The 21,563-nt window shown below is 64.9% G+C and carries 18 protein-coding genes, 1 tRNA gene and 1 pseudogene; 11 read left to right on the top strand and 9 right to left on the bottom strand.

Going from position 1 to position 21,563, the window contains the following annotated elements; genetic code table 11:
* The first annotated feature begins 117 nt into the window (after nt 1-117).
* Nucleotides 118-1,620, top strand: a complete 1,503-nt coding sequence (locus HLAC_RS04930) for an MATE family efflux transporter (RefSeq protein WP_015909743.1) — start codon at nt 118-120, stop codon at nt 1,618-1,620.
* Nucleotides 1,621-1,914: 294 nt separating this feature from the next.
* Here HLAC_RS04930 and HLAC_RS04925 read toward each other — a convergent pair whose 3' ends face one another.
* The gene (locus tag HLAC_RS04925; RefSeq protein ID WP_015909742.1) at nt 1,915-3,126 is read right to left on the bottom strand and encodes an iron-containing alcohol dehydrogenase family protein; all 1,212 of its coding nucleotides are present in this window, start codon (nt 3,124-3,126) and stop codon (nt 1,915-1,917) included.
* A gap of 150 nt (nt 3,127-3,276) precedes the next feature.
* Here HLAC_RS04925 and HLAC_RS04920 point away from each other — a divergent pair, with 150 nt between their 5' ends.
* The 6 genes from HLAC_RS04920 (at nt 3,277) to HLAC_RS04895 (ending at nt 12,711) form a co-directional block, all read left to right on the top strand.
* Nucleotides 3,277-4,158 (top strand): hypothetical protein, encoded by an 882-nt coding sequence (locus HLAC_RS04920; RefSeq protein ID WP_015909741.1) that lies wholly within the window; start codon nt 3,277-3,279, stop codon nt 4,156-4,158.
* 108 nt (nt 4,159-4,266) lie between these two features.
* On the top strand, nt 4,267-6,204 hold the full coding sequence (gene gyrB / locus HLAC_RS04915) for a DNA topoisomerase (ATP-hydrolyzing) subunit B (protein ID WP_015909740.1): 1,938 nt from the start codon (nt 4,267-4,269) through the stop codon (nt 6,202-6,204).
* Nucleotides 6,201-8,684, top strand: a complete 2,484-nt coding sequence (gene gyrA, locus HLAC_RS04910; RefSeq protein WP_015909739.1) for a DNA gyrase subunit A — start codon at nt 6,201-6,203, stop codon at nt 8,682-8,684. Before gyrB ends, gyrA begins: the two co-directional genes overlap by 4 nt.
* Before the next feature lie 271 nt (nt 8,685-8,955).
* On the top strand, nt 8,956-10,074 hold the full coding sequence (locus tag HLAC_RS04905) for a GNAT family N-acetyltransferase (protein WP_015909738.1): 1,119 nt from the start codon (nt 8,956-8,958) through the stop codon (nt 10,072-10,074).
* Nucleotides 10,075-10,263: 189 nt separating this feature from the next.
* A complete protein-coding gene (locus tag HLAC_RS04900) occupies nt 10,264-10,647 on the top strand; it encodes a hypothetical protein (protein WP_015909736.1) in 384 nt (127 codons plus the stop codon).
* Nucleotides 10,648-10,698: 51 nt separating this feature from the next.
* On the top strand, nt 10,699-12,711 hold the full coding sequence (locus tag HLAC_RS04895) for an AMP-binding protein (protein WP_015909735.1): 2,013 nt from the start codon (nt 10,699-10,701) through the stop codon (nt 12,709-12,711).
* 386 nt (nt 12,712-13,097) lie between these two features.
* On the opposite strand, the gene HLAC_RS04890 is transcribed toward HLAC_RS04895, so the two are convergent.
* The gene (locus HLAC_RS04890) at nt 13,098-13,568 is read right to left on the bottom strand and encodes a redoxin domain-containing protein (RefSeq protein ID WP_015909734.1); all 471 of its coding nucleotides are present in this window, start codon (nt 13,566-13,568) and stop codon (nt 13,098-13,100) included.
* A gap of 191 nt (nt 13,569-13,759) precedes the next feature.
* Here HLAC_RS04890 and HLAC_RS04885 point away from each other — a divergent pair, with 191 nt between their 5' ends.
* Nucleotides 13,760-14,044, top strand: a complete 285-nt coding sequence (locus HLAC_RS04885) for a Sec-independent protein translocase subunit TatA/TatB (RefSeq protein ID WP_015909733.1) — start codon at nt 13,760-13,762, stop codon at nt 14,042-14,044.
* 53 nt (nt 14,045-14,097) lie between these two features.
* Nucleotides 14,098-14,170: transfer RNA gene (locus HLAC_RS04880), tRNA-Arg, on the top strand.
* A gap of 197 nt (nt 14,171-14,367) precedes the next feature.
* Here the strand turns inward: HLAC_RS04880 and HLAC_RS04875 are convergent.
* From HLAC_RS04875 to HLAC_RS04860, 4 genes are all read right to left on the bottom strand, one after another.
* Nucleotides 14,368-15,084 (bottom strand): mechanosensitive ion channel family protein, encoded by a 717-nt coding sequence (locus tag HLAC_RS04875; RefSeq protein ID WP_015909732.1) that lies wholly within the window; start codon nt 15,082-15,084, stop codon nt 14,368-14,370.
* Nucleotides 15,085-15,172: 88 nt separating this feature from the next.
* Nucleotides 15,173-15,694: a hypothetical protein gene (locus tag HLAC_RS19210; RefSeq protein ID WP_015909731.1), complete on the bottom strand. Its 522-nt coding sequence runs from the start codon at nt 15,692-15,694 to the stop codon at nt 15,173-15,175.
* Nucleotides 15,688-15,909, bottom strand: coding sequence for a hypothetical protein (locus tag HLAC_RS04865; RefSeq protein WP_015909730.1), 222 nt, complete (start codon nt 15,907-15,909; stop codon nt 15,688-15,690). The genes HLAC_RS19210 and HLAC_RS04865 overlap by 7 nt, the downstream gene beginning before the upstream one ends.
* Nucleotides 15,906-16,166, bottom strand: a complete 261-nt coding sequence (locus tag HLAC_RS04860) for a hypothetical protein (protein WP_015909729.1) — start codon at nt 16,164-16,166, stop codon at nt 15,906-15,908. The genes HLAC_RS04865 and HLAC_RS04860 overlap by 4 nt, the downstream gene beginning before the upstream one ends.
* A 383-nt stretch (nt 16,167-16,549) precedes the next feature.
* On the opposite strand from HLAC_RS04860, the gene HLAC_RS04855 reads away from it, so the two are divergent.
* Nucleotides 16,550-18,352, top strand: a complete 1,803-nt coding sequence (locus HLAC_RS04855; protein WP_197690631.1) for an alkaline phosphatase PhoX — start codon at nt 16,550-16,552, stop codon at nt 18,350-18,352.
* A 152-nt stretch (nt 18,353-18,504) separates the two neighbouring features.
* On the opposite strand, the pseudogene HLAC_RS04850 reads toward HLAC_RS04855, so the two are convergent.
* The 3 genes and pseudogenes from HLAC_RS04850 to HLAC_RS04840 form a co-directional block, all read right to left on the bottom strand.
* Nucleotides 18,505-19,584: pseudogene (locus tag HLAC_RS04850) on the bottom strand (RNA-guided endonuclease InsQ/TnpB family protein); the annotation flags it as partial.
* A gap of 49 nt (nt 19,585-19,633) precedes the next feature.
* Complete coding sequence (locus HLAC_RS04845) at nt 19,634-20,335, bottom strand: DUF1405 domain-containing protein (protein ID WP_015909727.1); 702 nt, start codon at nt 20,333-20,335, stop codon at nt 19,634-19,636.
* A gap of 52 nt (nt 20,336-20,387) precedes the next feature.
* Nucleotides 20,388-20,996 carry a trimeric intracellular cation channel family protein gene (locus HLAC_RS04840; RefSeq protein ID WP_015909726.1) on the bottom strand — a complete coding sequence of 203 codons (609 nt, stop codon included), beginning with the start codon at nt 20,994-20,996 and terminating at the stop codon, nt 20,388-20,390.
* Nucleotides 20,997-21,138: 142 nt separating this feature from the next.
* Here HLAC_RS04840 and sugE point away from each other — a divergent pair, with 142 nt between their 5' ends.
* Nucleotides 21,139-21,462 (top strand): quaternary ammonium compound efflux SMR transporter SugE, encoded by a 324-nt coding sequence (gene sugE / locus HLAC_RS04835; protein WP_015909725.1) that lies wholly within the window; start codon nt 21,139-21,141, stop codon nt 21,460-21,462.
* Nucleotides 21,463-21,563: the final 101 nt, after the last annotated feature.

Raw genomic sequence — 21,563 nt, 5'->3', positions numbered from 1 at the left:
GGTCTGGTACCTGAGGTCGATCTCGCCGTCGTCGCCGCGTTTCAGGTTCCCGATCCGGAAACGCCCGCCGCGTGACGAAATCCCTTTACTACCCACAGAGAAAGGAGCGTATCCGCAGTGGCCCGCCTCCCGAACCCGTTCCGTGCGCTAATCTTATACATCGGCTTCGCCCTCGCGAGGGCGGGGCTGATCGACCGTCACCGCGTGGTCCGGACGACGGACCTCGCGTGGCCGCGGATCGTCACGGGGATCGCCCGGATGTCGAAGAACGCGGTCGACGTGGCGATGGTCGGCGTCGCCGTCGGCACCAGCGCGGTCGCCGGCGTCGGCTTCGCCGGCCCCTACTGGGGGCTCGCGTTCGCGCTCGGCGGCGGCGTCGCCGGCGGCACCATCGCCTTAGTCTCCCAGCGGTTCGGCGCGGAGGCGTACGCGGAACTGGGCGACGCCGTCCGGGCGAGCGTCCTCCTCGCTATCGTGATCACGATCCCCGTCTCGGTCACCTTCTGGACGTTCCCGACGCGTTTCATCGACGTGTTGAGCAGCAACGAGGCCGCGATCGCGTTCGGCGCCGACTACCTCCGGATCGTCGGGCTCGGCGTTCCATTCGCCGCGCTCAACCTCGTCGGCAGCCGGGTGCTGGTCGGCTGCGACGACGCCTACACCGCGATGCAGGTTCGAGCCGGCGGCGCGATCGCGAACATCGTGCTCAGCGCCGCGTTCATCTTCGGGCTGGGGTGGGGCGTCGAGGGCGCCGCGCTCGGTACCGTCCTCTCGAACGTGCTCGCCGTCGCCGCGTTCGCGGTCGGGCTCCTGCGGGGGCGACTCCCCGGAATGGGCGAGTTCCCGATCGCGATCGACCCGTTCGGCTCGTACGTGAACCCGGACATGCTCCACGACCTCGTCGAGATCGGGGTTCCGGTCGGCGCGCGCAACCTCGTGTGGACGGCCGCGGAGTTCCCAATGCTCGCCATCCTCGACGTGTTCGGCGAGAACACCGTCGCCGCGTTCGTCATCGCCCGGCGTATCTGGGGGATCATGAACGCCCCCGGCTGGGGCTTCGGGCTCGCCTCCTCCAGTCTGGTCGGGCAGGAGCTCGGCGGCGAGGACCCCGCAGAGGCGGAGGCGTACGCCCGCGACATCATCCGCTTTTCCGTGGCGACGTACGTGGTCTTCGCGGCGCTGACGGCCGTCTTCGCAGGCGACATCGTGGCGCTGTTCGCGGAGAGCCCGGAGAGCCCCGAGGTGCCGATCGCGATCACGTTCGTGTACGCGGCCTGCGTCGCCGTCGTCTTCCAGGGGATCTCGGGTGGAGCGGCGGGGCCGCTCGACGCGGCCGGCGACACGAAGATCCCCTTCGCGAGCCAGTTCCTCGGCATGTTCTGCGTGTCGATTCCGCTGGCGTACGTCGGGGCGTACGAGGCGACGCCCGCCATCGACGTGCCGGGGCTCGGCGTGACGATCCCGGAGATCGCGCTCCCCGCGATCGGGCTGTGGGGCGTGTACTTGGCGTTCGTCGCCGAGACGACGATCCCCGCCGCGATCAACTACTGGCGGTTCCGGTCCGGGAAGTGGAAGGCGATCAGCGAGGCGTACCGGCCGGACGCTCCCGTGGACGACTAAGGCGGTCACTTTTAAACGGTTGTCTGCGGATCGGCGGTGAACACCGCCAAATCCCCGGCCGCTCGGCTGTACGCTGTCGTGGTTACTTATAAAGGACTGATCGATACGAATGCCTCCAAAGCCCCGCACTGCGGCCGCACCTCGTGCCTCCCCAGCCTTGTCGCTGGCGGCTACTGCCGCCAGCGACTCCCTCGCGCGTGGGGCTCGGCCGCGGGGCGGCCTCGCCGGCACGCGCCACCGCGCTATTGTTTATAAGTGAGCCACGTCGCATCCAGCACCAGTTATAAACGATCTTCACCACGCCTCGCGTAGCACACCCTCGATCGCTTCGGGCGTCGCGTCGAGGTCGGCGGGGGCCTGTTCCATCGACCAGTCGTCGGCGATGTACTCGGCGATCGCGGGGAAATCGTCTTCGTCGACCGGGTCCAGCTCGCGGAGCCGCGAGGGGACCGGGAGGGAGTCGCGGACCGCGGCGACCTCGCTAACCACGTCCTCGGCGATCGCGGCGTCGTCGCGGCCCGCGGTCGCGACGCCGAGCCCGTTCGCGAGCGCCCGCCGGCTCGCGTCCACCTCGTCGAAGAGGTACGCGAGGACGTGCGGCGCGACCACCGCGTGGACGGTCCCCTGCTGTACGTCGTACCGACGCGCGAAGCCGTGGCCGAACGCGTGAATCACCGAGATCTTCCGTCCGAGTTGGACGAGCAGCGCGCCGACCACGGCGCGGTCGGTCGCCGCCGGATCGTCGGGCCGGTCGCCGGCGACGTGCGGGAGCGCGTCCCGCAGGAGCCGCGTCCCGTGGACCGCGGTCGCGTCGCTCACGGGCGAAGCGTCGGCAGCGTACGGCGTCTCGATCCCCTTGTTGAATCCGTTCATGGCCGAGCCCGCCAGCACCGACTGCGGGGTCGTCTCGAACAGCGCCGGGTCCGCGAGGTCGATCGCGGGCATCGCGCCCCCGCCGCTGACCGTCATCGGCTGGCCGGTGGGCGAGGCGTCCGCGTCGAGCACCTCCAGTGAGCCGCCTGTCGAGACGTCTGCGCCCGCGAACGTCGTCGGAATCACGACGACGGGGAGCGCGGGGTCGGTCCTGGGTGCGAGGTCGCCGAGCGCGTCCGCCCCGACCTCAGCGTCCGCGCGAAGGTCAGCGAGGTCCCGCCCGTCGACATCGAGGAGCGTCGCCTGCCGCGCGATGTCGAGGCTGCTCCCGCCGCCGACCGCGACGAGAGCGTCTGCGCCGACCTCGGCCCGTCGATCGAGCAGATCGAACGCCGTCTCGACGCGCTTGTCCGGGGTCGTCCCGTCGAAGACCCCTGCGAGCCGGTCACCGAGCCCTTCGCGTATCGGGTCCATCAGGTCCTCGTTGGCGCCGACGTTCGAGCCGCAGACGACGAGGGCGTCACCGAGTTCCCGTTCGTCGAGGGCATCGCCGAGTTCGGCGACGCGCCCGCGGCCGTACCGGATCTCACAGCCCTGATAGTCGTGTTCGAAGGAGTCTGCGATCGGTAGCATCGGACGCCGGTACGTCTGGGGGCGGCTTGTAGCTGTGGGAGCGAGAGGCACAGTCGGGCGGGCTCAGCGTGCACGTTGGGCCACGCTGTCGACTCCCAAGAGCCAACCCGCTCCGGGACGCACGCTTCGACGACCCATCATCGCCCACCCATGCGCTCGTTCCCACACCTTCCCGACGTTCGCGACTCGCAGGCCCCCGACGACCTCCTCACGGGCCACCTCTGGCTCCTCGAACTGATCGACGGGACGGGGCTCCGATTCCGGATGGACGAGTCCGGCCTCCTCCGCTTTGGCGACCCCGAAACGACGTACGCGGACCCAGAGACGGTCCCCATCGCGCTCCGGCCCGCCGTCAGGCACGTCCGCGACCGGTTCGACCGCGAGGCCCTCCGAGACGCGGTCGACGACCCCGAGGGCGTGATCTTCTTCGGCGTCGCCACCCACTATCAGGGAACCGATTACGACTGGGACCGGCTTCCGCCGTTCCTCGGGACCGACGTGTGGATCGCGTCGCAGGCGGGGTCACAGGCGGCGTCGGGGACGGGATCGTTCCGTCCGCCGGACGCAGCCGCGGCCATCTTTGAGGGGGTCGGCCTCGACTCGGTCAACGCGGTCGAGCGCGAGGTGAACGCCCGCGACTTCGACCCGGAGGCCTACGCGATCCCCGACTCGGCGTGGCGCGACGGTCCGGCCGCCGGGGTCGTCGTGCGCAACAAGCGCCAAGGACGCGGGAAGCTTCTCGCAGCGGGTACGGCGACGGACGCGGGCGAGACCGTTCCGGAAGTCGACGTTCCAGACGATATCGAGGCGATCGTTTCGGAGTATGCCACCGACGACCGGTTCGAGCGCGTCGTCGACGACCTCGATCGGCGGAACGCGGGCGCGACCGTCGACGCGGTCGCCGACCGAGTCGTCGAGGCGATCGCGAGGGAGACGCCCGTTCGGTTCGGCGAGGGCAGCAAGGGTACGGCTCCGGATCGGGTCCGCGCCGCGATCATCGAGCGGGCGCGGGTCGCCCTCGACCGACGGTAGGTCACTGTTTGTAATGGAGTAGACCACCGTTTATGGTGGATCCGACTCTCACGCCCGCGCGCGTGCGCCGACTTTATAACCCGGCATGGATTACCTCCACCAAGTTCTATGTCAGAGCAGAGCGAATACGGAGCCGGCCAGATCCAGGTCCTCGAAGGCCTGCAGGCCGTCCGTAAACGTCCGGCGATGTATATCGGGTCCACGGACGGTCGGGGGCTCCACCATCTCGTCTACGAGGTCGTCGACAACTCCATCGATGAGGCGCTCGCGGGGTACTGCGACGATATCACGGTCACGATCCACGACGACAACTCCGTCAGCGTCAGCGACGACGGTCGAGGGATCCCGGTCGACATCCACGAGAAGTACGACCGCCCGGCGCTCGAAGTGATCATGACCATTCTCCACGCCGGCGGGAAGTTCGACTCCAAGTCCTACCAGGTCTCTGGGGGACTCCACGGCGTCGGCGTCAGCGTCGTCAACGCCCTCTCCGAGCGGCTGGAGGTCGAGGTGAAACGCGACGGCGGCGTCTACCGTCACGAGTTCGCCCGCGGCGAGCCCGCCGAGGACGGCTTCGAGCGCGTTCGCGACCTCAACGACGACGAAGAGACGGGCACGTACATCCGATTTTGGCCCGACGAGGAGATCTTCGAGACCACCGCCTTCGAGTTCTCGACGCTCGCCAGCCGCCTGCGTGAGCTGGCGTTCCTCAACTCCGGCGTCGCCGTCACCCTGATCGACGAGCGCGACGAGGAGGGCGTCGACGACGCTGGCGACGAGGAGACGTTCCGCTACGAGGGCGGCATTCGGGAGTTCGTCGGCTACCTCAACGAGGCGCGGACGCCGATCCACGACGAGGTCATCTACTTCGAAGACGAGGACGACGACATCCACGTCGAGGTCGCGATGCAGGCGACCGAGGAGCTGCAGGGCTCCGTCCACGCGTTCGCGAACAACATCAACACCCGCGAGGGCGGCACCCACCTCACCGGCTTCAAGACCGCCCTGACCCGGACCGTCAACGACTACGCCAACACTCACGGGCTCGTCGACGACCTCGAGGCGAACCTCAAAGGCGAAGATGTGCGCGAGGGGCTCACGGCGGTCATCTCGGTGAAACATCCCGACCCGCAGTTCGAGGGGCAGACGAAGACGAAGCTCGGCAACAGCGAGGTCCGCGGCATCGTCGAGTCCGCCACCCACGACAAGCTCGGGACCTTCTTCGAGGAGAATCCCGACACCGCCCGGAAAGTCGTCCACAAGGCCGCGGAGGCCGCGCGGGCGCGCAAGGCGGCGAAGAAGGCCGAAGAGCTGACCCGGCGCAAGTCCGCGCTGGAGTCGACGGCGCTGCCGGGCAAGCTCGCCGACTGTCAGACCCGCGACCCGGAAGAGGCGGAGCTGTTCGTCGTCGAGGGCGACTCCGCGGGCGGCTCGGCCAAGCAGGGCCGAAATCGGAAGAACCAGGCGATCCTCCCGCTTAAAGGGAAGATCCTCAACGTCGAGAAACACCGGCTCGACCGGATTCTCGAAAACGACGAGATCCGCGCGCTGATCACCGCGATCGGCGCGGGAATCGGTGAGGAGTTCGACATCGACGATGTCCGGTACAACAAGATTATCATCATGACGGACGCCGACGTCGACGGCGCCCACATCCGGACGCTGCTTCTCACGCTCCTGTACCGCCACATGAAGCCCCTGCTCGAAGCGGGCTACGTGTACGCGGCCCAGCCCCCGCTGTACCGCGTCCGGTACCGCGGCGAGACGTACGACGCGATGACCGAGGCGGAGCGCGACCGGATCGTCGCGGAAGAGTGCGACGGGAACCCCGCCCAGGTCCAGCGATTCAAGGGCCTCGGCGAGATGAACCCCGATCAGCTGTGGGATACGACGATGGACCCCGAGAACCGGCGGCTCAAGCGGATCAACATCGACGACGCGGCCGCCGCCGACCGCATGTTCAATGTGTTGATGGGTGACGCGGTCGAGCCGCGCAAGCAGTTCATCAAAGAGCACGCCACCGAGGCGGAGTGGGTGGATATATGAGCTCCGACGTGCCAGACGCCGACCCGAGCGACGTCGGCGCCGCGCAGGTGACGAACGCCCGCATCGAAGACGAGATGGAGCAGTCGTACATCGACTACGCGATGTCGGTGATCGCGGGTCGCGCGCTCCCCGACGTTCGAGACGGGCTCAAACCCGTTCACCGACGCATCCTCTACGCGATGCACGAGGCGGGCGTCACCAGCAACTCGGCACACCGCAAGTCCTCATCCGTGGTAGGCGAGACGATGGGTGACTACCACCCGCACGGTGACAGCGCCATCTACGACACGCTCGCGCGGATGGCCCAGGACTTCTCGATGCGGTACCCCCTCGTCGACGGGCAGGGGAACTTCGGTTCCGTCGACGGCGACCCGCCGGCCGCGATGCGGTACACGGAGGCTCGGATGTCCCCCATCGCCGAGGAGCTGTTAGCCGACATCGAACGCGACACGGTCGATTTTACGTCGAACTACGACGACCGGCTCGAAGAGCCCGAGGTGTTGCCGGCGGCGTTCCCCAACCTGCTCGTCAACGGCTCCTCCGGGATCGCGGTCGGGATGTCGACGAACATCCCGCCACACAACCTCGGTGAGGTGATCGACGCCACGGTCGCGCTGATCAAAGAGCCCGACTGCACCGTCGAGGATCTGATGGAACACGTCAAGGGGCCGGACTTCCCGACCGGCGCGAACATCGTCGGTCGGAACGCGGTCCACAAGGCGTACAAGACCGGCCGCGGTCGCGTTCGCGTCCGCGCCGAGTTCGAGGTCGACGAGGAGGAGGGTCGGATCGTGATCTCGGAGCTCCCCTTCCAGCAGAACAAGTCCCGACTCGTCGAGCGCATCGCCGAGGACGTCAACGATGGCTCGATTGAGGGGATCCGCGACCTCCGCGACGAGTCCGACCGCGACGGGATCCGGGTCGTCGTCGAGCTCAAGCGCGACGCGATGGCCGAGGTCGTCAAGAACCAGCTGTTAGAGAGCCACCTCGAACGCACCTTCGGCGTCATCAACCTCGCGTTGGTCGACGGCTCGCCGCAGGTGCTGGACTTAAAGCAGACGCTCGAATACTACGTCGAGCACCGCCGCGACGTGGTCCGGCGCCGCTCCGAACACGAGCTTGCAGAGCGCGAGGATCGCGCGCACATCCTCAAAGGGCGGCTGAAGGCGCTCGAACAGGTCGACGACGTGGTCGAGACCATCCAGAACTCCGACGACCGCGACGCCGCGAAGGCGGCACTTGAGGCCGACTACGAGTTTAGTGAGGCGCAGGCCGAACACATCGTCCGGATGCAGCTCGGGTCGCTCACCTCGATGGAGACCCAAGAGATCGAGTCGGAGTACGAGGACGTGACCGCTCGGATCGAGCGGTTGGAGACGATCCTCGGCGACCCCGACGAGCTCGATCAGGTGATCATCACGGAGCTACGGGAGATCAAGGACGAGTACGACGACGAGCGCCGCACGAGCTTCATCGAGGATGTCGGCGACGTAACCCACGAGGACCTCATTCCGGAGGAGGAGTGCGTCGTCGTGATGAGCGAAGACGACTACATCAAGCGGATGTCGCTCGACACGTTCCGCGCCCAGAACCGCGGCGGGAAGGGGATCATCGGGACCGATCTGAAAGAGGGCGACCGCGTCTCCTCCGTGTTCGCCGCCAACTCCCACGACTACCTGCTCGTCTTCACCAACCACGGGCAGATCTACGAGTTGAAGACCTACGAGATCCCGGAGATGTCTCGGACCGCCCGCGGCAAGTCCGCGGTCAACCTCATCGACCTCGACGACGGCGAGGAGATCGAGGCGGTGGTGAACACCGACGATCTCGACGACGACGAGTTCCTCACGATGGTCACCCGCGACGGGTACATCAAGCGGACCGCCGTCGACCAGTTCGGCAACATCCGGTCGACCGGGATCCGCGCGATCCGACTGGAGGACGGCGACGAGCTCGTCGATGTCGAGGTGACCAACGGCGGGACGGACATCGTTATCGGGAGTCGAAACGGGATGGCGATCCGGTTCGCCGAGTCGGAGGCGCGCGCGATGGGCCGCACGGCCCGCGGCGTGATCGGCATCGACCTGCGCGAGGGCGACGCCGTCGCCGGGGTTGCCGCCATCGACGAGGACCGCCACAACTGGGTGCTCACCGTGACCGAGAACGGGTACGGGAAGCGCTCCGATCTGGACGAGTACCGCCTGCAGTCCCGCAACGGGAAGGGCCTGATCGACATCAAGACCGGCGACCGCAACGGCGAGGCCGTCGCCATCGAGGCGGTCACCTACGGCGACCACCTGCTTGCGATGAGCGACAACGGCCAGATCATGCGGACCCGCGTCGAGGAGATCTCGACAGTGGGCCGCAACACGAAGGGCGTCATCGTGATGAACCTGGATCCGGACGACACGGTCGCCTCCGTCGACATCGTCTCCGAGAGCGTCCACGGCGGCGAGACGGACGTCGAAGGGGACGAATAACGGCCGGATCGCCGATCGCAATCACCTCCGGAATCGGGTGTCAGAGAACGATTCACGGGAGGTTGTTTGCAGCCGAAATGCGATGAATCGGTCGTGAGAATAAACACTCAGCGAGATCGTAACTCACGGTAGTGCCTACTTCTGAAGTTTGATATCTATCCGTGTGAGTGGGATCGAAACTGATCAAACGCGTATCTCTCAGAGAGACCTTCGTATCCGTTCCGAAGTATTCGGTGACTACCAAAGGTGTCATCGGCAGTATTCGACAGCTATGCAACAGGTAGACGCAACGGACGAGGGAGATGACTACTCGATACGTGCGGGCGGGTCGGGCGACCGCGAGGCGTTCCTCTCGCTGTACGAGAGCGTCTGGGGGCGCTCGAAGAGCGCGGCGTGGTTCGACTGGCGATTCGTGGACAACCCCTTCACCGACCGCGTCGAACTGGTGATCGCAGAGTGCGCTGGCCGCGTCGTCGGCGCGGAACCCCTGCTAGCACTTCCGCTCGCGACCCCGGCAGGGACGGTCCCCGTCCGACAGCCGGTGGACTGGATCGTTCACTCCGACCACCGGCAGTGCGGTCTCTTCACGCGGATGACCGAACAACTGTTGTCGACGACGGCCGAGCGCGCGGAGCTTTTGTTCAACTTCCCCAGCGACGCGCTCCGCCCCGGCCTCCAGAAGTTCGACTGGACCGAAGTGGCGTCGGTACCGATGCGGTACCGCGTCCAGAATGCGGCCGGTATCTCCGCCAGTCTGACGGACGACGATCACGACACCTCAGTACTCACTCGAGCGGCGACACCGGCGGTCCGCGCCGTCCTCGCTGTCGCCGACCGCCTCACCTCGTCGATGGCGGACGTGTCTGCCCAGCGCGTGGACGGCACCGCTACCCATGCGATTCGGTCCGTGTACACGGAGACACGACCCGATACCGTCCACGTTCCCCGGACGACGACGTATCTCGACTGGCGGTTCGCGAACCCGCGCTGGGACGTCGCCACGTACGTTGCCCGCCGCGGCGGCCGCCCGGTGGCGACGCTCGTGGTCGGCCGCGAAACTGTCGACGGCACCGAAAAAGCGCTCCTGTTGGACGTACAGCCGATGACTACGGATCCGGAACGCGCGCCCGCGTTCGCGGCGGCACTCGACGCCGCACTCGCCGACCTTGCCGACGTCGACGTCGTGACGGCGCCCGCGCGAGTGTTCCCCGGTGTCCTCCGCCATCGCGGCTTCCTCCGGGACGATAGCTTCCCGCTCGCCCGGTTCGCCACCACGACGACTCACGTCGTCCGCCCGCTTCCCGACCCTACCGACACGAGCGGTTTCGACGCGGACGTCTTCGACGCCGACGCGTGGACGCTCATGCTCGCCGACCTCGACGTCGAGTGACGGGGTAGCTAAAGCTCTGCGATTTTTCTCGTTGATGACGCGGACTATCTTGGACCAACTCTTGCTGAAGACCGCTATTTCGGACGAGAAGATGTTACTGAAGAGGGTTTCAACAGCGCCCTCGCTCCGTGTCGCGTTCGAACGGCTGCGTGTGTGGTATTCAAGTCTTGTAGCGACGAGTCGCTACCTATGCATCGACGTGAACTCCTCACTGCGGCTGCGACCGTGACCGCCTCCGCGGTCGCAGGCTGTCTCGGATCGGGAGAGAACGACTCCGGACGGCTCGACCTGACAGTTCGCAACGACGGCGACGAAGCGGTCGATATCGACGTGGTCGTGCGCGGCGACGATGGGACGCTGTACGCGGAGGAAACCGATCGGATCGACCCCGGCGTCGCCCGTGCGTTCGAGGTGACCGTTGACGCGACAGGGCGTCACGAGGTTGTCGTGACGGGCGGCGATTGGGAAGGGCGACTCGCGTGGGACGCAGCGGTCTGCGCCCTGTACGACGGAACGGTCGCCGTCGACGCCGGGACCGTCTCGACTGCGGGCGAGTGCGTCGACACGCGGTAGCCCAAGGTTCAGGAAAATTACTTACGGTCACCGCGAAAACCTCCGGACGAGATGGACGAGTACGAGGGAATAGACGAGATCGTACACGAGCCGAGCGAGGCGTTCGCCGAGTCGACGAACGTCGCTGCGTTCATGCGCGAGTACGGCATCGACGACTACGAGGATCTCATCGCCCGGACCACCTCGGGGATCGACGGCGAGCCGGCCTCCGGCGTCGACTGGTTCTGGGACGAGATCGTCGACTACCTCGACATCGACTTCTACACCGAGTACGACGCAGTGCGCGACGACAGCGGAGGGCCGCAGTTCACCGACTGGTACCCCGGCGGCGAGATCAACGTCGCGCACAACGTCGTCGACCGACACGCTGCCGTCGACTCGCCGAACCGCAACCGAGTCGCGCTGATCTGGGAGGGCGAGCCCGGCGATATCAGGGAAGTCACGTTCCACGAACTGGCCCGACAGACCAACCGCGTCGCCAACTACTTGGAGTCGGTCGGGATCGAGACCGGAGACACGGTCGGGTTGTATATGCCGATGGTGCCCGAGGTCGTCTCGATCCTCTACGGTTGTTTAAAGGTGGGCGCGATCGCAGTGCCGATTTTCTCCGGCTTCGGCACGGAGGCGACGGCGACTCGGATCGCAGACGCCGAGCCGTCGGTCCTGTTCACCGGGGACGGGTTCTACCGTCGCGGGAGCGAGGTGCGACTGAAAGCGACCGCCGACGAGGCGATAGAGGCAGCCGGCCACGTCGATGACGTCGTCGTCTACGACCGCTTGGGCGCGACGCCGGAGGGCGACGCTGCGGACCCGGTTCCGTGGAACCCTGATCGCGACGTGACGTGGACCGAGGCGATCGAGTCGCGGTCGGTCGACTACGAGACGAAGCGGCTCCCGAGCGATCAGGAGTCCATGCTGTTGTACTCCTCCGGGACCACCGGCGAGCCGAAGGGGATCGTCCACACCCACGCGGGCGTCCTCACGCAGTGCGCCAAGGAGATCCACTTCGGCTTCGACCAGAAGCCGGCCGACCGGTTCTTCTGGGTCTCCGACATCGGCTGGATGATGGGGCCGTGGACGCTGATCGGGAACCACGCGTCCGGCGGGACGGTGGTGATGTACGAGGGTGCACCAGACCACCCGGAGCCGGACCGCTTCTGGGAGATGATCGACCGACACGGAATTACGCAGTTCGGCATCTCGCCGACCGCGATCCGGGCGCTCCGCAAGCACGGAGACGAATGGGTCGAGGACCACGATCTCTCCTCACTCCGAATCTTGGGCTCGACCGGCGAGCCGTGGGATCCCGAATCGTGGCGCTGGTTCTACGACGCGGTCGGCGGCGGCGACTGCCCGATCATCAACATCTCTGGCGGCACGGAGATCTGCGGCTGCTTCCTCATGCCAATGCCGAACCAGCCGCTGAAACCCTGCACGCTGGGCGGTCCGGGGCTCGGGATGGACATCGATATCGTCGACGAGAGTGGCGAGTCGATCAAAGAGTCGGGCGAGCGCGGCTACCTCGTCGCGCGCGACTCCTGTCCCTCGATGACGAAGTCGCTGTGGTCGGGCGACGAGCGCTATTTGAAGGAGTACTGGTCGACGTGGGAGGATCTGTGGGACCACGGCGACTTCGCACAGAAGGACGCAGACGGCTTCTGGTTCCTCCACGGACGCGCCGACGACGCCTTGAACGTCGCCGGCCGAAAGGTCGGCCCGGCCGAGATCGAAGGCGTACTCATCGACCACGACGCCGTCAACCAGGCGGCCGCAGTCGGCGTCCCCGACGACACCACCGGGACCGCAGTGGTCGCGTACGTTGTGCTCGAACCCCACATTGAGCCGAGCGACGACCTCCGAGAGGAGCTGCGGACGCTCGTCGGCGAGGAACACGGGAAGCCGTTCCGACCGCGCGAGCTGCTGTTCGTCGACGCCTTCCCGAAGACGCAGTCCGGGAAGATCATCCGACGCGCGATCGCGTCGATTTATAAGGGCGAGGACCCCGGAGATCTCTCGTCGATGGAGAACCCGAAGGCGCTCGACGGGCTCCGCGACCCGAACTGACGGCCAGAGGCCACCGGATCGCGCGGCCGGCGGTAAGCGTATTTTTACGGAGAATCAAGGAGAAAGCCTCGCGCTTCAGCGCGGGGATGAATCCGACATTGCAAGGATTTAATTAGCCGCTTGTTGTATTAACGATAAACCGAGGCGGCCTGCCCGCCCAATCAATCGGACAATATCGGGATTCGACGGTTCCAAGCAGAAGGCACCCCTTCTGTGTCGGAATCGGGTGCAGTCAACAAAAGTATCTCCGAATCCCATGCCGGGATAGGAGTAACGGCTGATTGGCACAGCCAGTAGCCGCCCAATGTGGTAGCTACAAACCGTAAACATCCCAACCCAGCGGTGCGGTGCCGTGGGAATCCTCGCGCTTCAGCGCGGGGAGGATGTCAAGGGCTCGCGTCGTCGACTGCCGCGTCGAGTGCGTCGTAGTCGGGCTCCTGTCCGGAGTTATCGGCGAGCCACCGGTACGTCACGACGCCGTCACCGTCGATCACGAAGACCGCGCGGCGCGCGACCGTGTCGACGCCGTAGTGCTCGAACGACTCGATCGCGTCGTACGCCTCGATCGCGCGGTGAGCCGGGTCGCCGACGAGCGCGAACGGGAGGTCGTACTGGTCCCGGTAGGCGGCCAGCGCGTGTGGGAGGTCGGTGCTCACGCCGAACAGGGTGCAGTCGTCGCGTTCGAACCCGTCCCGGAGCGCCTCCATCTCGTCCGTGCAGGTGTTCGAGAAGGCGGCCGGGAAGAAGGCGAGCACGACCGGCTCGTCGCCGAGGCGGTCAGACAGGTCGAACGGTTCGATCTCGTCGGTCACGAGCGAGGCGGTGAAGGTCGGGGCGTCGTCGCCGACATCGGTCATACAGACCGGTTGCGGCGACGAAGTATCATGGTTTCGCCGTCGGCAGCGGGTTCGGCGGGTGGGCCCGGTGCGAATCTCCTCGAACATGGGATCGCCGTGATCGATGGGGTTGGGAGCGCTCGGACGACATCTGTAGTTCGTTCATCGAGGCAAAAAGACTATAGTTACCAGAGAGCTACGGTGGTGTAGAGATGGTAAGTGCGATTCCACTGATCGGCGGCATTCCGGCGGGCCCGGAACTCCTCATCATCCTGCTCGTGTTGGTCCTGCTGTTCGGGGCGAACAAGATCCCGAAGCTCGCTCGATCGACCGGCCAAGCGATGGGCGAATTCAAGAAGGGGCGCGAACAGGTCGAGGACGAACTACAGCAGATGCAGAGCGACGATGAGAACGAGTCGCCGCTCGAGACCGACTCGACGGTCAACGACGACGACGACGAGTTCGAGACTGAGACCGAGAAAGAGACCAGCGCATAATCGGCACCGCGGTGCCGGCCTATCCCCGCAGCGACGTTTTCTTCACTTGTTTTGGGCGCGTGGCCTAGCGGACAGGGCGAGAGGTTCCTAACCTCTCGATCGCGGGTTCGAATCCCGCCGTGCCCGCTCCTTCGCTAACGCTCAGTCACGGCCGCGACTGGCTCCACGCTCACTCCGTTCACTCGCGAGGATCCCGCCGTGCCCGTTCATACAGAAAGGGCTGTCCAAGAGAGTCGATGCCATCGACAGATAGTGATAAGTTCCAGAATAGATCTTCGAGAGACTCGCTTCAGTCGGGCGAAGCCGACAGGCGACACGCAGACTCAGCGGTGTTCGGAGACGTGAACGGGCGCCTCGGGCATTTCGACCCCTTCGCTGTCGAAGACGGCCATCGAGCGCTCTGTCACGTCTGAGGCGAATGCGAACTCGTCGCGCACGTCGGCCACATACGCCTTGCCGCGAATCGTCCGATAGTAGGACTCGTCCTCGATCAGGACCACGAACGGGTGGTCGTCGTCGACGTAGACGTACTTCGAGGTCATCATGGCCTCCTTGACGATCGCACTCACTCGTTCGACGTCAGCAGAGGCAGTGACCGCGAGTTCAACGACGACCATCATCTCCGGCTGGCCGTTGTTGGCGTTCGAGACGTTCGCAGTGAACATCGTTGCGTTCGGGACACTTACGGCGCTGTCGTCGGGCGTCCTCAGTGTCGTCGCCCGGAGGTCGATGTCGGTTACCTCGCCGTGGTCGTCGTCGATGGTGATCTTGTCGCCGACCTGGTAGGGACGCTCGGTCACGAGCACCAGCCCACCGATTATCCCCGCGAAGAGGTCCTTCAGGCCGAACCCCAGAGCCGCCCCGAACAGTCCCGACACTGCGAGCAACTGTGCGGCCGATAGTCGGAGCAACGGTCCCAAGACCAGATACGCCGCGGTTCCGAAGATGAGAACCCGCGCGATCGGAATAATAATCTTGATGCTGATCCGTCGGCGGGGAAGGCGCTCGGCGACCGCCGTGAGCAGGTACCCGACGACCAAGTGGCCAGGTACGCGGCTACGAGTACGCCTGCCATTCTCGTGAGCGTCTCCTGGGCGATCCCGATGTCTACCAGACCCTGGAGCACGGTCACAGTATCCGCCCCCGTTCGGTCGCCGTCGCGGCGGCCGGCACTGCCGCCGGTACCAGTTCCACAATATCGTCTTCGACCGTGACGAGGCCGGCGCGCGAGAGGCGCCCGAGGACCCGGTCGAGTGTATCGATGATCGTCGAGAGCTGTTCCCGCTTGACCCGCTCTTTCGCGAGTACGATCCGCAGGCAGAACGCCTCCTCGCGGTTCAGGTCCCGGTCGGGCTCGGGGACGGTCATGTCGCTCGGGCGCACCTCCGATCCCTTTCGGGCCTCCCAGATGGCCGTGGCGACGCCGAGGTTCCCGTTCGAAACAGCAGCGAGCCGGCTGAACGTTACGTCCTTTGGACCCAGGTTTCTATCCGAAAACAGATCCCTGATTCCAACTGGGCTCAGCATAGGGACCGGCACCGAGACCGACCAGTCCCGCCAGCCAATCTCGTGGCGCGTCGCGACGACCAAGCCGCCCCGTTCGGGGTCGTCTTCGACGAACGCCGGCAGTTCGTCGTCCCGATCTAGCACGAGTTCCGCGATCCGTTCTTCGGGAAGGGCTGGATCTCAACGGTGACGAGAAACTCCCGGTCGAGTGCCTGCACCGCCGCGAGGTACACCCACGCGTACCGGTTCCAGCCGGTCACCACTGTCACATCGGCGTTCGCCAGCTCGTCGAGAAACGCAGACAGCGCCTCGAAGCCGCCGATGCGACGCTCGTACAGGTGCTGGCAGTCCTCTATCACAACTGGCCCCCGTTGATCCTCGCCCGGGTTTGGTCAACTCCGTCGCCCGGATCAAGGCTAACCCGGGTTGCGTCCAGATCCCGCACAGCACGGTCGAGGACGGACCCACGTCCGGAGAAGGGATCGCCCACGACGGCAACCGGCCCGGTCTTCTCGCCCGAGAGGACCGCCTCGAACGCCTCGTGGTCGTCACCGAGGAGCGTGGGGACATCGACGTCCGATCCCCAAGGCCCCCTTTCGACGGCACTATCCTTCATAATACCATCATCTTTGCGTCCAGCCGATTGATAATACCGGGCAAGGATCGACCTCGTCAGACGGGCTTAAGCGCCTATCAATTCGTCTGACTCGCGGTTTAACAGTACTTCCGTGGTTTAACAGTGCAGTTCGTGATCAGCGGCCGGATTCTTCAGTATTCAAGCTAACTGTGAGTGGAAGGTCGAACAGGAGAAGCAGCGGGAAGTAGACCTCTATATTACTACTTGGGGGAACGAGCGTGTCCCTCGCCAAACATATAAGAAATATAATAAATTAATACGAACGTGGATAATGGCTGACTTGGATGCCAAACAACTATACCCGGCGCACAGTCGTATCGAGTCTAGCCGCGTTAGCGGCGGCGAGCCAGACAGCGGGCAGTGTGGCTGGCAAAGAGGCAGAAGGCCAAGGCCACGGCATCGAACAGGAAGGAGCGACGCTCAACCGCTTTGCGACGACCATCATCGGTGCTGAGATCACTGGCATGTTCATCACCGAGGACGGGCGGTTCTTCTTCAACGTCCAGCACCCGGACGCGAACCTCGACGGGGAGGACGAACCGGGAATTCTCGGCGCAGTCACGGGAGTAGACATGAACCAGCTCCCCAGGGATTTCCAGAGCGTCCAGATTCCCGAGGGAGACGACGACGATTACAGCGACGACGGCGACGGAGTACCCGAGCCGTACGACCAGCGGGTGCGGACGGCACTGGGTGACTATCAGCGGCTTGCGACCGGCGGCGACGAGACCGACGACGGCGAGGAACTGGGATCGGTCTACACACCTGAGGGCGACTCGCTCACCGGACAGATCAACCCCGATTTCAACGGCTACGTCCCATCGAGCGAGGAACCCGACGAAGGCTACCTGTTCACCAACTGGGAACACCGTCCGGGAGCGATGACGCGAGTTCACCTGCAGCAGAACGGCCGTAACGGCACGTGGCGGGTTCTCGGCATGGAGAATCTCGACTTTTCCGCCGTGGAAGGAACCTGGGTCAACTGCTTCGGGACCGTCTCTCCGTGGGGCACCCCGCTGACCTCCGAGGAGAACTACTCCATTCCGGATACGCCGGTGTGGAACAACCCTGACTGGCAATACAAAGGCGGTGTCGAGCGGCTTGCACGGCACCTCGGCCACGAACGAAACGATGACGGCATCTTTGCCGATAAGTTCCCGAACCCGTACCGCTACGGGTACATCGTCGAACTGAAAGAGCCGGAAAGCGAGGAGCCGATACCCGAGAAGCGGTTCGCACTCGGTCGCTCGACGCACGAGAACGCGGTCGTCATGCCGGACGAGAAGACCGCCTACACCACCTCCGACGGGACCGCCCGTGGCTTCTACAAATTTGTCGCCGACGAGAAGGGTGACCTTTCCTCAGGAACGCTATACGCTGCGAAGGCCACTCAAAAGGGACCGCTCGGCGGCGATCCCGACAAGGTCAGCTTCGGCATCGAGTGGATCGAACTCGGGCACGCCAGCGACGAGGAAATCGAGAAGTGGATTGCCGAGTACGACGACATCACCCAGGCGGACTACGAGGACGGTGAGAACTCGTATATCTCCGAAGGGGAGATGGACGAGTGGGCCGCAGGGGACGCAGACGACGACCGCGTCGCCTTCCTCCAGTGTCGACAGGCCGCAATGCGGAAAGGCGCAACGACGGAATTCCGCAAGATGGAGGGGATCAACATCCGGCGCGGTGCCGAAGCGGGCGAGGACTACATGTACGTCGCCATGTCGAACACCAACCGAACGATGGGCGACGACGAGGGCGACATCCAGCTTAACGGCGACGAATGGGGTGCCGTCTACCGAATGCCACTGGAGAGCGATTACGACATCAGCGAGATGGAGCCGATCGTCACCGGTGGGCCGGAGGCCAATATCTGTGGTGGCTGTCCCTACGACGCGAATCCGAACGCTAACGACAAGGCGTGCCAATCGTGCGCGTTCAACCCGACAAAGGACGACGAAGACCAAGGTCGTTTAAAGGGCACGATGAATCTGGCAAAATCGATGGCCATGAGTGGGCAAACCTCACTCGACGTGGAGAACACGATTGCCGAACCTGACAACATCGTTGTCATGGACGACGGACGGGTCGTCATTGGCGAGGATACGGGTAATCGTGGTCACGAGAACAACATGATTTGGGTGTTCGATCCAGGTTCTGCTTGATTTTCATCCGCCCTGATCCTCAGTAACCTGCATTTTTCACCCGATCTGGGGTCATGAAGAGAGCGCTGCCGCTCGCGATATGCGCTCTCGTCTGGATTGCACTTACCACGGAGAATAGCCCTGGAGCATATACTCTAGTGAACTACCCTACCCTACTCGCTCACGGCTGATGTCGTTCGCTCCTCGAGGGTAGGGCTTCCTGTTTCCACGACGTGCTTTGCAGATACGGGCGTATCCACAGGGAGCGCAGTCTCCACAGGCGTTGACGAGAGCAAAGCTCTCGTCCGCACATCAGAATCGCTTCGCGATTCTGAGGACGGTGATTCGGAGTGTCCCACTCCTATATCTTCGAGGCCGCCAGAAAGAATGTTCCACGCCGCGTTCGCGTCCCTGTCCGCCTCGAAACCGCACGCGGGACAGGAATGTCCACGGACCCACAATGGCTTCTCCGTCGAGACGCCGCAGGACGCACACTCCTTGGTCGTCCCTCTCGGGTTGACCGCCACGAAATGCGTCCTCTCTCGCTTGCACTTGTATTCGAGCAACGAGAGGAACGTTCGCCACGCGGCAGACGCGGTGTTGCGGCTGTTCGACGGCGATTCCATCATCTCCTTCACGTTCAGATCTTCGACCGCCACGAGATCGTACTCCCGCGCGTAGTACGCCGAGAGTTTGTGCAAGAAGTCGCGGCGTTTCCGCCGCAGATCAGCGTGATACTTCGCGACGCGCCGTCGTTGCTTCTCGTAATTGTTCGACCCGTGTTGCTTGCGTGAGAGCTTCCGTTGCTCGCGCTCCAAGCGGTCACGCTCGACGGAGAGATCGAGCGACCCCACGGCGGTTCCATCCGTGTCGTGGGCATACTTGAGAATCCCCTCGTCGATTCCGACGCACGTCTCGGGATTCTCGGGGGTTTCGGGCGGTTCACGGTCTATTTGCACGCCGAACGTGGCGAACCACTCGCCCGTCGGTTCCTTCTTGACTGTGACCTGTTTGAGTGTAGTGTCGTCGGGGAGGGCGCGGTGGAGCCGAATTGGGATGTCCGCGAGTTTCGAGAGCGACAGGACAGTCTGACCGCCCTTCTTGTCGAGCTTGAAGCCAGACTGACTGTACGTGAAACTGCGAAACTTTCGTGGCGGCTTCCACTTGAGCTGACCGACGCCGTAGCCGTTCTCCTTGAGTTTGGAGAGTCCGTTGAGGTTGTCGAACAGACGCTCTACGACGGTTTGGATAAGATCGGTATCTTCAGGACGACCTGTATACAGCACGACCGCGAATCTGTTTTTAAATATTCTCGTCGAGCCGACGGAACGATCGGTTCGCGAGCCACACCGACCCGACGCCGATCGCGAGTGTTGCGCCCGCTAGCAGGAGACCGGGCTCGTACAGGAGCGGCGGGTGGTAGCCGGCGCCGTAATCGAGGGCGACGTTGCCGACGGCGAGCGCCAGCGCCAGCCCCAGCGCGCCGCGGGTGGTCCGACCGAACGCCGGGAACAGCAGCGCGAGTCCGACGAAACAGAGGTGCGTGCCGAGCACGCCCCAGTAGTAGATCCACGCGTCGGGGGCCGCGACGTACTCGCCGAACGCGAGGTTCAGCGAGATCAGCGGCCAGAGCCCGAACTGGACCAGCCAGACGAACGCGACGGTCTGGAGGTACGCGAGTCCGCGTGAGGTCGGGGCGTCGGTCACGCTATCGCCGCGGCGGACCGTCGGAACGAGACTTAAAAGGGCTATCCCGCCGAGCGCGACCGCGACGGCCGAGTCCGCGTACAGCGGCCACAGCGCGACCGGCACCTCGCCGGCGGTCGGCGCGTAGTACCCGATCCCGACTGCGAGCATGAACGCGGTGAATCCGAGCACGACGGCGAGGCTCCGTGGAGTGCCGAGCAGTTCCTCGGCGATCGCGTCGCGGACGCGCCGCCTGACGGCCGCGCGCCGGAGCCGACCGAGCGACCGGAGCCAGTCGGAGGTATCGGAGCGTGTCACACCGTCCGGTTCGACCGCGACGACCTAAAGGCCCCCTCTCCGCTCGATCGAGTCATTTCCGTTGCAGTTCCAAGTTCTGCGCCGTCGGGAGGTTCCAGCCGTACGTCACCGCGGCCAGCCGAGTCCCCACCGTTACGACCGCGCACGCCGCGGCGGCGGTCCCGGCAGTCGCACCCAACGTTCCCACTACCCAGTACGCGCTCCCGCCGAGGACCGCACAGCTCGCGTAGAAGTCCTCGAAGAGGATGAAGGGAGCCCGATCGAGGAGGATGTCCGCGAACGCCCCGCCGCCGACGGCGTTGATCGTCGCGATCGCCACGACGCCGAACGCCGACACACCGACCTCGGTCGCGACGATCGCGCCGGCCGTCGCGAAGGCCGCGAGCCCGATGGCGTCCGAGACGAGGGTGACCGGATGCGTCTCCGGCGACGACAGCACGACGTTCAGCCCGATCGCCAAGCCGACGCCGACGAGCCCCAGACAGATCTCGATCGGGGATTGCAGCGCGAGCGGAACCCGCGCCACGAGAAGATCGCGGGTCGCCCCGCCGGCGAACGCCATCGCCAGCCCGACGATGACGATCCCGAACAGGTCGAACTCCTCGCGGATCGCCTTCGACGACCCGACGAGCGCGAACGCGACCAGCCCGACCGTGTTCATCACGGCGAATGGGTCGCCGAACAACACCGCGACGAGACTTCGACTCACTGTCTCCCGCTACGAGCGCGAGTATGTTGAGTGTGCCGTAGTTCCCGTGGGACACATCGAAAGCCATGTGCGCTCAGTCGCCGAATCCGACGTGATGTCGTGGATTATCCTCTTCGTCGCCGGCCTGTTTGAGATCGCGTGGGCGATCGGCCTCGAGTACTCTGACGGTTTTTCGGAGCCGATCCCGACGGCAGGCACCGTCGTCGCGCTCGTCATCAGCATGGCGTTGCTCGGGAAGGCGGTACAGGACCTCCCTATCGGGACCGCCTACGCCGTGTGGACCGGGATCGGCGCCGTCGGGACCGCGTCGCTCGGAATCGTCCTGTTCGACGAGCCGGCGACGGGCGCTCGCCTCCTCTTTATCTCCGTGATCGTCTTCGGAATCGTCGGGCTCCACCTCGTCTCCGGCGGCCACTGAACTCTCGGCGATCAACCGTCGACTGGCCGCACTGATGTCGCTCCGCCTGCTCCCGACTTATATATAACCGACTGACATTTAGTGAACCGCTTAAATCGTTG

Source organism: Halorubrum lacusprofundi ATCC 49239, from assembly GCF_000022205.1.
Lineage (GTDB): Archaea > Halobacteriota > Halobacteria > Halobacteriales > Haloferacaceae > Halorubrum > Halorubrum lacusprofundi.
Note: the sequence above shows the minus strand (reverse complement) of the source record. Positions and strands in the feature narration are given on the sequence as shown.

Coding starts and splice junctions, on each gene's coding strand:
- HLAC_RS04925 (WP_015909742.1), bottom strand. CDS start 3,126: ATGCTACCGATCGCAGACTCCTTCGAACACGACTATCAGGGCTGTGAG.
- HLAC_RS04920 (WP_015909741.1), top strand. CDS start 3,277: ATGCGCTCGTTCCCACACCTTCCCGACGTTCGCGACTCGCAGGCCCCC.
- gyrB (WP_015909740.1), top strand. CDS start 4,267: ATGTCAGAGCAGAGCGAATACGGAGCCGGCCAGATCCAGGTCCTCGAA.
- gyrA (WP_015909739.1), top strand. CDS start 6,201: ATGAGCTCCGACGTGCCAGACGCCGACCCGAGCGACGTCGGCGCCGCG.
- HLAC_RS04905 (WP_015909738.1), top strand. CDS start 8,956: ATGCAACAGGTAGACGCAACGGACGAGGGAGATGACTACTCGATACGT.
- HLAC_RS04900 (WP_015909736.1), top strand. CDS start 10,264: ATGCATCGACGTGAACTCCTCACTGCGGCTGCGACCGTGACCGCCTCC.
- HLAC_RS04895 (WP_015909735.1), top strand. CDS start 10,699: ATGGACGAGTACGAGGGAATAGACGAGATCGTACACGAGCCGAGCGAG.
- HLAC_RS04890 (WP_015909734.1), bottom strand. CDS start 13,568: ATGACCGATGTCGGCGACGACGCCCCGACCTTCACCGCCTCGCTCGTG.
- HLAC_RS04885 (WP_015909733.1), top strand. CDS start 13,760: ATGGTAAGTGCGATTCCACTGATCGGCGGCATTCCGGCGGGCCCGGAA.
- HLAC_RS04860 (WP_015909729.1), bottom strand. CDS start 16,166: ATGAAGGATAGTGCCGTCGAAAGGGGGCCTTGGGGATCGGACGTCGAT.
- HLAC_RS04840 (WP_015909726.1), bottom strand. CDS start 20,996: ATGAACACGGTCGGGCTGGTCGCGTTCGCGCTCGTCGGGTCGTCGAAG.
- sugE (WP_015909725.1), top strand. CDS start 21,139: ATGTCGTGGATTATCCTCTTCGTCGCCGGCCTGTTTGAGATCGCGTGG.